We start from the raw sequence: 8521 nt of genomic DNA, 5'->3' as shown, positions 1-8521 counted from the left end.
GAGACCCGAGGGGTAGGTCCCACTGGGACCTACTCGGTAGGGAGGCGCTGCGGTAGGGCAGAAGGTGGGCCGAAAGGTCCACTGGACCTACCGCAGGTGCAGATCCCGGCGGCAGTAGCAGCGAGTAGGGGTGAGAATCCCCCACGCCGGAAGGGCCAGGGTTTCCCGGCAATGGTCGTCAGCCGGGAGTTAGCCGGTCCTAAGGCGGGGCCTAACTGGTACCCGCCGAAAGGGAAAGGGGTTAATATTCCCCTGCCTCCCGGGTAGGTGCGGCAACGCAAGCCCGGCTTCTGACGGATCGGGCTAGGGGGAGCGGGGCCACCGCCCCGCCCAAGCGCTTAAGCCCCTGGAGAACCGTAATGGTGAGAAGGGGGCGAAGGCGTGATGGGCCTGCCGTTAGGCGGGTTCCCCTGATGCCTGGTCCCCATGAAAAGGAAGCCGGGAACGATCCCGGGAGACCGTACCGAGAACCGACACAGGTGCCCCTGGGTGAGAAGCCCAAGGCGTCTGGGGGGTAACCCAGGCTAGGGAACTCGGCAAATTAGCCCCGTAACTTCGGGAGAAGGGGTGCCTATCATGGTCGTTAAACGGCCATGATAGGTCGCAGTGACAAGGGGGACCTGACTGTTTAATAAAAACATAGGTCCCCGCTAGCCCGTAAGGGTGAGTACGGGGGCTAAATCCTGGCCACTGGCGGTTGGTGAAACCCGGGTACAACCGGGCGAAGCCCCGCTGAAGGCCGGGGGTAACTCTGACCCTCTTAAGGTAGCCAAATGCCTTGCCGGGTAAGTTCCGGCGCGCATGAATGGATCAACGAGGTCCCCACTGTCCCAGCCTGGGGCCCCGCGAACGCCCTGAGCCGGTGCACAGTCCGGCACCCCCCTACACCGAGAGAAGACCCCGTGGAGCTTCACCGCAGCCTGGCGTTGTCCTCCGGGCGCTCATGCGTAGAGTAGGTGGGAGGGGTCGAAGCCGCTCCTTCGGGGGCGGTGGACCCGAAAGTGAAACACCACCCATGAGTGCTCGGAGGACTAACCTCGAAAGGGGGACATCGTCAGGTGGGCGGTTCGGCTGGGGCGGCACTCCCGCGAAAAGATAACACGGGAGCCCAAAGGTCGGCTCAGGCGGTACAGAACGCCGCCGTAGAGTGCAAGGGCAAAAGCCGGCCTGACGGGACCCTCCAAAGTACGGGGTCCCGACGCGAAAGCGGGGCCTAGCGAACGCTCGTGCCCCCACACGTGGGGGCCGGGCATGACAGAAAAGTTACCCCGGGGATAACAGGGTCGTCGCGGGCGAGAGCTCACATCGACCCCGCGGTTTGCTACATCGATGTCGGCTCTTCCCACCCTGGGGGTGCAGCTGCCCCCAAGGGTAGGGCTGCCCGCCCGTTAATGGGGAGCGTGAGCTGGGTTTAGACCGTCGCGAGACAGGTCGGACTCTAAGGGTAGGGGGTGCTGGCCGCCTGCGGGGAAGGTACCCCTAGTACGAGAGGAACAGGGTGCCGGGGCCTCCAGTTTACCGGTTGTCCGGTAGGGCAGCGCCGGGCAGCCGCGCCCTGAGGGGTAACCGCTGAAAGCATCTAAGCGGGAACCCCTCCCCTAAAAGAGGCGGCCAGGCCGCAAGGCCGGGGGCCTCCCCCAGAAGAGGGGTTTGATGGGGTGGGGGTGTAAGCCCCAAGGGTTTTCCCGAGGGGTTTAGCCCGCCACTCCCAATAGGCCCCTCCCTTGGGTGAGATTCCCTAAGTGGCCAAACGAAAGTCGCCAAGCGTTAGCCGAGAGCTTTTATCTTGTTTTGTGGGAAGTAGTTAAATATCTAGTTTTTGATGTTTACTGTTTTTTAGGTATATGTTGGTAGTTATATTGTGGTTTGGTAGTTGTATGACATAAATACCTGAATTTTTAATAAAAATTCTTAAGGCTTTTTAAAATAAATTGGAATGTAATATTTAGGGGCTAGTAGATGCGTTGATGGTCCGAGAAAAGATACATAGAAAGACTAAATGCTTATGGTAAATGATTTCTCTGCACTAAATAATTTAGGTGATTCATAATTGAAAGATTAGGGTTATTGCTAAATTTATTTACCTCATCTTCTTTATCCATATTTTTGCTGAATGTCTTAAACCAATTCTAGTGGGTAAGTCTGCGGGTAAAGCATATTTTCCTCTGCTTATCTTTATTACAAATCCGTACTTGACGAGTGTGCTTAATAATTCATTGAGTCTAGAGTTCTCGATATTTTCCTTGAACAATGAGTTAATTACGTCCCTAACCTCACTTAAACTCCCCTTATTTCCCAGTCTAGATAAGGCTAAAATTATCTCAGCGTATCTAGTGGGTGAATTAGAAGTCTTTAGGAAGGTTGTAAAATCCTTTGATACTTCCTTTGCTGCCTCTTTTAACGTAACTTTTATATCAATTGGATGAGAATGCTTAACTGCATAGGAATAACTCCTGCCAAATAAAGCCAGCCAACCGGGTATTCCGTCAAAAAGTTTTACTGCTTCTTCTATGACTTGATCTTCAACTTTAATTCCTTCCTCTTTAAACCCTTGAGATAAAAACTCTTTTGAAGTCTCCTCACTAAACCTTTCTAACTTTATTCTAAAGAATTTCCTACCGAAGAAGGGCTTTTCCTCCTCAACTTGATTTAAGATCTCCTCTGCAACGCCTACAAAACTCCCGGAAAACTACAATAACTGTATTCTCACACCATTCATAAACGTCGTGCAAGAATGAACTTAAATCAAAGCCTTTCACTTTTTTAATATTCTGTATTTCGTCGATGAAAACTACTAAGTATTTCTTATTATCCTTGGAAACTGAGTCTAAAGCTCTAATAACTTCGTTTATGTCTTGAGTGTTAAATTCTCTCAGTTTTATTCCTATTTTTACCTAATTTAATTCTAGGATATCGCTAGGATCTATTCCTAGCCTGTTTGCTATAATTTTTGAGACTTTCCCCGCAAAGGTATATTTTCTAAGCGTTTCAACTGCTCCCTCAATGAAAATTCTTGAAAAAGTATCCATAGGATATGATTTTTTACTACCTATTTTTCCTAAGTTAATTGATAAGGAAATGTGGTCAGGGAGTTCGTTAAGAGTTACCTTAACAAGACTGGTCTTTCCTATCTTTCTTATCCCTAATACTGCTGCAAAATCCTTGTGTAATATTACGTCCTTAAGTTCTTCAATCTCTTTATCTCTATCAAAGAAATCTTCCCTCTTGGATTTGGGTCTGGTATCGAAGAGAATTTCCGCTAACGTAATAATTTCGGAACCGGAATTTTTAAATTTAGCAAATGATCAATCTAACTCAAGCATTTTCTTAAACATCTGCAGCATCAAGGATTCCAGTATAAAATTGAGCATAATACTTATGTAAGTGATGCGTGTATTATCTTTTCATCAATTGGTTTGACTTGAACCCCGAATTTACCCTTATGTTTTATCCATACTTTAAACCTAACTTCTGCAGACTTATAGTAAAATCATTACATTTTCACGTTAAGTTAAAAATATTTAAGAAATATTATCTTATCAACTAGGTTTTTTTGTAATTAATAACAAAAATACTTGAATAAATTATTAGAAGTATTCATCGATAGTGTCATCGTTAAGCTACTCATATTTCTATAAATTTTTAGCATATAGTAATATGTTAATTCAATATTTATACTCTTTATAAAGAAAGATCATTTAATAAATTTATATACAAATAACGACACAATCCGTCTGTTTAACGTAACGCAAAAATGTAACGATTTTCCTATAAGTGCTAAATGTTTAAGAAATATCTTCTTACTAACTGAGGATTTCTTTTTAGCAAATAATAAAAATAATCGAATAAGCTAGAAATGTTTATTAGTTTACGGATAAATACTATGATTTTTGTATAAAGATTAATCTTCATCCAACGGTTGTAAACCCATGTCTTTTGTAGATATAGAACGTAATGCCTTCTAAGTAATTACAACAATATTAGATTTCAAAGAAGTATCGTACCCTTTTCTACTACACATTTCCCATAGCCACTAAGAATATTGTTTATAATCTTCTCCACCTCTTTATCTGAAGGCCTTAACTCTCTAATATTGCTAGTCTCTTCAAAACATATATACCCCGTTAAATGCGTGTAGCAAAGTATCTTCTTATCCCATTCGTAATAGAATCTAGTGAGCCTTAATCCGCTCTTTTCTATGTATCCGTTCTCCGTAGTAATCTTAGTTATCTGCTGAAAATGCTTCTTTAATACATCCTTTGGCCCTTCATCCAAAGAGATTACAGCTGAAAGAAGTTTAAAAGACGAAGCCCAGGCAGGTAAGGGTAAATTTATTGGGGAATTCATTAGAGGCTTTTGTAGTACAGTTGAGAGAACATGCAACCCGTTAAGCATCTTCTCTACCACTTTAACCTCATGATTTTCTACTGAAAAATCATAAATTAATCCATCTCTACTGATTGATACTGAAGGGTTCTTATCCTCCCTAATCACACTACCAATTGCAGAATAGAGAAATGACTTCACATCAGCTAAATTGATTTCTTTTGATGGTAAGATTAGATTCTTACCAAAGATCCAATAGTGTGGTGTATCTAAGTTAAAATAAACTATTTTATTACCGTAAATTTTCATATATGCCTCGCTATTAGGTATCGTCTCTTTTATCTCAATAAATTCCTCATCATAAGATATTTCAGAATTAAGAATTCTAAAACGAACCATAATATCTTAAATGAAAAAAGATTTTAAAATTTTTATTATATGTCAGTATGTCTGGATCAATCAAGGGTTCTTTGTAGTTAGTTATAGTTTATTAATGTATATTAGGGAGACACTATATGCTACGTTTTTTAATATAAAACATATTAGTCAGATCTTTGCAGCCCTAAATGCTATTAGGGTTAATCCTATAATTAGGCGTTTTTGTGAGGAGCACAAGGGAAAGTTAAAAGGTAAGAAGTTAATTATTGCTTGTGAAAGGAAGCTTGTTATTATTACTTGGGCTGTACTGTATTATTAATAAACCGTTCAATGTTAATGAGTGATAAGAAGAGTTTCCTTTGTATAAGTAGTGTGGACTATGCTTGATTTTTGATAGAAAGGTTTTTATACCGGAAGCAAACAAACTTGTGTTTACAACCTTGGGAGAAAGAGGAGCATTTATTCTTTGCTATTTTTGTATTCATAAAACTTTTTAATATATATTGTGTAAAGTTACTAGTGGGATAAACGTTAACTAAAAATGTGGTTATTTCCATAGTTATTGTAACGATGATTATTCTATTTATCATTATATTTTCACTAGGATTGATTAATGCTCCAAACCTCACTATTCCCTCAAAGTCTGAAAATAATGAGACTAGTTCAGCATCATTAAATGTTTCAACTTTTATCCAAAAGGCTCAAAAGCTCTACTTATATTCGCTTAATAATTCTAAGGTTTGTCCTCCAGATTTGGTTAATATATCTTCACAAACTTTCTTATCGTTAAAGGTGATTAACAATACGACTATATTCTTTAACAATAGTGAGTATAGGTTCGTAGTGTTAAATCAATCTGGTGGTTCTGCCCACATTGAAAATTATATAATATCATATTATGGTGGTTGGGTAGTAAATTCTACTATAACATATAGTGGTGGATATCCTGTATTCTTTACTGTAAAACTAGATAATGGAACTACGGTAGGGCGATTCACTCATTATGTAATTGCTTTTCAAATATCTTCGTTTTCAGTTTTTGTACAATTAAATAGGATAGGTGATCTATACTTTCTCTTCATAAACTATTCTAATTGTTCGAATAAAATTCAAAGCGTTTGGATCGCTTTAACTCCTATATCTTAGTATAAAAGACTGTGGAAGTAATGTGGGACTGTTCTCATGCAGTCATGAAATTCGATAAGTATTTGTAATATTATATCAGTTTACTTCTAATATACTGTACCCCCTTCAAGTAAGCCTCATTTAAGGGAGTTTTCTCCCTTGAATAAACTACCGGGTACATGACGTTCAACAAGGCAAGACTATAGTCAACCATCCTCCTACTCCTATTAACAGCCCTTGTATCCCTTGCCAGCCTAGCTAAATGAGCCCTACAGTAAGAATTATAACTCTCCACAGTGTACTTCTTACTTACAACATGATTGTTGAGTACTTGATAAACTGAGTAATCATCAGTGTAATATACCTTGCTCTTGGGTATTCAAGAGGTAACTGAAACTCCTATAATCCCTATCACCCGTGGTGAAGAAGGGTACACCATCAGTTAATGCGTTCCATATCCACAAGTTCTCCCTTTTTTGACCGTGTCTAACGTAAGTCCAACTCTCATCAATTACTGTGGATTTTGCTGTGAAGTTCTTTAGTTGTTCTTGTAGGATTAATAAGTGTGCGTATGCCTCTATCCCCTTCCTCTTTATATTGTTGTTAATGGTTTTTCTTCAACCCTTGCTATTCCTCTCATACTCATTCTGTTGGTGTACTCTTTCAGTATCCTTTCCTTTTGTTCTTTACTCATCTTGTGGTTTTGATAGAATGTTCTCCCGCAAGTTTTGCACTTGTATTTTGTTTTTCCTCTAGATGAACCATTCTTTACTACTTTGTTTGATTTGCACGAGGGTGGGGAAGTTAATGTCAAGGATTTCGACGTGGGAGACGCACTGGACTCGTTATCCCCGTAGGTTTGTTAGAGGCAGTAACATGTAGTGCCTAATTGATTATAATTATTTTTTTTCTCTTCTCAATTCTTGTTATGTATAGAGTCTTTAAAGATATTCTCTTAAGTAGATTTTATTTGCCTCGTAGTATTAGGGTTATAATTATTATAACTCTTCTCATTTTGCTATTACCAACAGAATATTTGCTCGGTGGTTTGGGAATTGAAAACGTAAATACTTTAGCCAGTTCGTCTTCTGCTACTAACCTCACTACTGAGCCTATAAATTACACCCTCTCACTTTTACACGTTATTTTACATTTTGACGTTTCGAAAGAATATATATCCTTATTTAGTACTAGTAATTATAGTGGTTATGTAATATCTAATGCTAATGGTTGGATTGTTATGAATAATACTAATTATACTTTTACTTATTTCGGGAAAGCTTGTTATAATAATTACACATTCGACACTATTTCCTTAGTAAATACTACCCTTGATGGTGATATATTAGTTAAGATTACGTATAACATAACCTTAATTAATATTCCCGAACCGAATGGTATGGATAGTGTTGCTAAAATCACACGAACTTGCACGAATATTAAGGGAATAGAACCAGGATCAACAATTACGAGCACACAATTCTACTGGTTTAATTATACTAAAAGTGAAGTAGGTAATAATGAGTACAACGTATCATTTAACGGTTATGTCGGGGGAATTAAAGCAACGGGTTACGTAGTAGAAGACCCTAGCAGTAATAATATTACGTTATTGAGTGGTTCAATGAATATAGTAGGAAATGATAATAATATTACTGCAATTACAAGTAATAATGAAATCATGATATACTCAAATAATAGTAATGACCCAATAATAGTAGACCCTCTTATACTTCCAATTATATCCCTCTATTCATGGGGATACGTAGTAGGAACACTAATTTCAGCCAATGTTTCAGAGCCTGTTGCTATTGATGTTGCTGATACTATACTAGGTCTGATAGGTGGATTATTAAGTAAATTTGGTGGTACGATTGGTGCTGCTATAGGTTTGTATATAACGTCTTATTACATGCCACAATATAATGCATTTCTTGTAGCATACAGCCATAATGGGATTGATACAATATATTTCATGAGTGCAACATCATTTAAGAAAGTTAATTTCTTATTCTGGAGTGGTTGTATTCCTACCGGAAGCTATGGGGAGACTGGCGTGTATTATAATGGTGAGTATTATCCATTTACAAATAGCTTTACATTATTACTAGTTCCAAACTATAATTTTGGTTACTTCTTATATGAACAACCACACTCTTCAATAATTCCACCTTCACCCTACTCACCACCATGGTATGGCTTCTGGTGATTGATGATGGACAAGTATTATGAGAAAATATATAAAAGATACAATTCGCTAATAATAGACCAATACATTATAGTTTTAGTTAGTTTACTTATATTAACATTGTATCACATAAGTCTGACGGAATTAGAACTGATGTCAATTCTTGTAGCAGTAACTGTTATGGATATAGTATTTACGTATCGACTAATAGTTAAATATAATGTTTACTTCTTTACATTAATAAATATTATTATGATGTATGATGTAGTGTTAGTTTTAACGTTCGTTTATGGATATCTATTGCCAACATTACTAGCCGGTTTAAGTTATTTATTCATGTTACCAACCTACATTTTTTCCTTAGTCTATTTTATGATGAAATATAAACCGAAACTCCTTCATTTTGATAAAAAATATCGTATTATAAATGGTATAGCCGTTCTTCTTGCTATACTAGCAATTTTAGAATCATTGCATATAGTCTGAGGAGTTAAAATGATTCTG

Annotated in this window: 6 protein-coding genes, 1 rRNA gene and 2 pseudogenes (1 of these 9 running past the window's edge); 5 read left to right on the top strand and 4 right to left on the bottom strand. The window is 38.9% G+C overall.

What is annotated here, in order from left to right:
• Nucleotides 1–1732, top strand: a 23S ribosomal RNA gene (locus STK_RS06545); it begins 1306 nt to the left of the window's first position.
• A gap of 348 nt (nucleotides 1733–2080) precedes the next feature.
• Here the strand turns inward: STK_RS06545 and STK_RS15230 are convergent.
• The 3 genes from STK_RS15230 to STK_RS06535 form a co-directional block, all read right to left on the bottom strand.
• The gene (locus STK_RS15230; protein ID WP_198429765.1) at nucleotides 2081–2251 is read right to left on the bottom strand and encodes a hypothetical protein; all 171 of its coding nucleotides are present in this window, start codon (nucleotides 2249–2251) and stop codon (nucleotides 2081–2083) included.
• A gap of 643 nt (nucleotides 2252–2894) precedes the next feature.
• Nucleotides 2895–3029: a hypothetical protein gene (locus STK_RS15870; protein WP_269770907.1), complete on the bottom strand. Its 135-nt coding sequence runs from the start codon at nucleotides 3027–3029 to the stop codon at nucleotides 2895–2897.
• Nucleotides 3030–3987: 958 nt separating this feature from the next.
• Nucleotides 3988–4725, bottom strand: a complete 738-nt coding sequence (locus STK_RS06535) for a hypothetical protein (protein ID WP_010979196.1) — start codon at nucleotides 4723–4725, stop codon at nucleotides 3988–3990.
• Nucleotides 4726–4882: 157 nt separating this feature from the next.
• Between STK_RS06535 and STK_RS15225 the strand changes: the two are divergent.
• Both STK_RS15225 and STK_RS06525 read left to right on the top strand, forming a co-directional pair.
• A pseudogene (locus STK_RS15225) lies at nucleotides 4883–5048 on the top strand (IS110 family transposase); the annotation flags it as partial.
• Between the two features lie 199 nt (nucleotides 5049–5247).
• Nucleotides 5248–5850 carry a hypothetical protein gene (locus STK_RS06525; protein WP_010979195.1) on the top strand — a complete coding sequence of 201 codons (603 nt, stop codon included), beginning with the start codon at nucleotides 5248–5250 and terminating at the stop codon, nucleotides 5848–5850.
• A gap of 70 nt (nucleotides 5851–5920) precedes the next feature.
• Here the strand turns inward: STK_RS06525 and STK_RS14845 are convergent.
• A pseudogene (locus tag STK_RS14845) lies at nucleotides 5921–6625 on the bottom strand (IS1 family transposase); the annotation flags it as partial.
• Between the two features lie 132 nt (nucleotides 6626–6757).
• On the opposite strand from STK_RS14845, the gene STK_RS06515 reads away from it, so the two are divergent.
• Both STK_RS06515 and STK_RS06510 read left to right on the top strand, forming a co-directional pair.
• Entirely contained in the window at nucleotides 6758–8038 is a 1281-nt protein-coding gene (locus STK_RS06515; RefSeq protein WP_010979194.1) for a hypothetical protein, read from the top strand.
• Between the two features lie 6 nt (nucleotides 8039–8044).
• Nucleotides 8045–8503 carry a hypothetical protein gene (locus STK_RS06510; protein ID WP_198429764.1) on the top strand — a complete coding sequence of 153 codons (459 nt, stop codon included), beginning with the start codon at nucleotides 8045–8047 and terminating at the stop codon, nucleotides 8501–8503.
• Nucleotides 8504–8521: the final 18 nt, after the last annotated feature.

It is taken from the genome of Sulfurisphaera tokodaii str. 7, from assembly GCF_000011205.1.
In the GTDB taxonomy this organism is placed as follows: Archaea; Thermoproteota; Thermoprotei_A; order Sulfolobales; family Sulfolobaceae; genus Sulfurisphaera; species Sulfurisphaera tokodaii.
Note: the sequence above shows the minus strand (reverse complement) of the source record. Positions and strands in the feature narration are given on the sequence as shown.

Bases quoted from the DNA above. Each gene is read 5' to 3' on its own strand.
- STK_RS15870 (WP_269770907.1), bottom strand. From the start codon at position 3,029: ATGGATACTTTTTCAAGAATTTTCATTGAGGGAGCAGTTGAAACGCTT.
- STK_RS06535 (WP_010979196.1), bottom strand. From the start codon at position 4,725: ATGGTTCGTTTTAGAATTCTTAATTCTGAAATATCTTATGATGAGGAA.
- STK_RS06515 (WP_010979194.1), top strand. From the start codon at position 6,758: ATGTATAGAGTCTTTAAAGATATTCTCTTAAGTAGATTTTATTTGCCT.
- STK_RS06510 (WP_198429764.1), top strand. From the start codon at position 8,045: ATGGACAAGTATTATGAGAAAATATATAAAAGATACAATTCGCTAATA.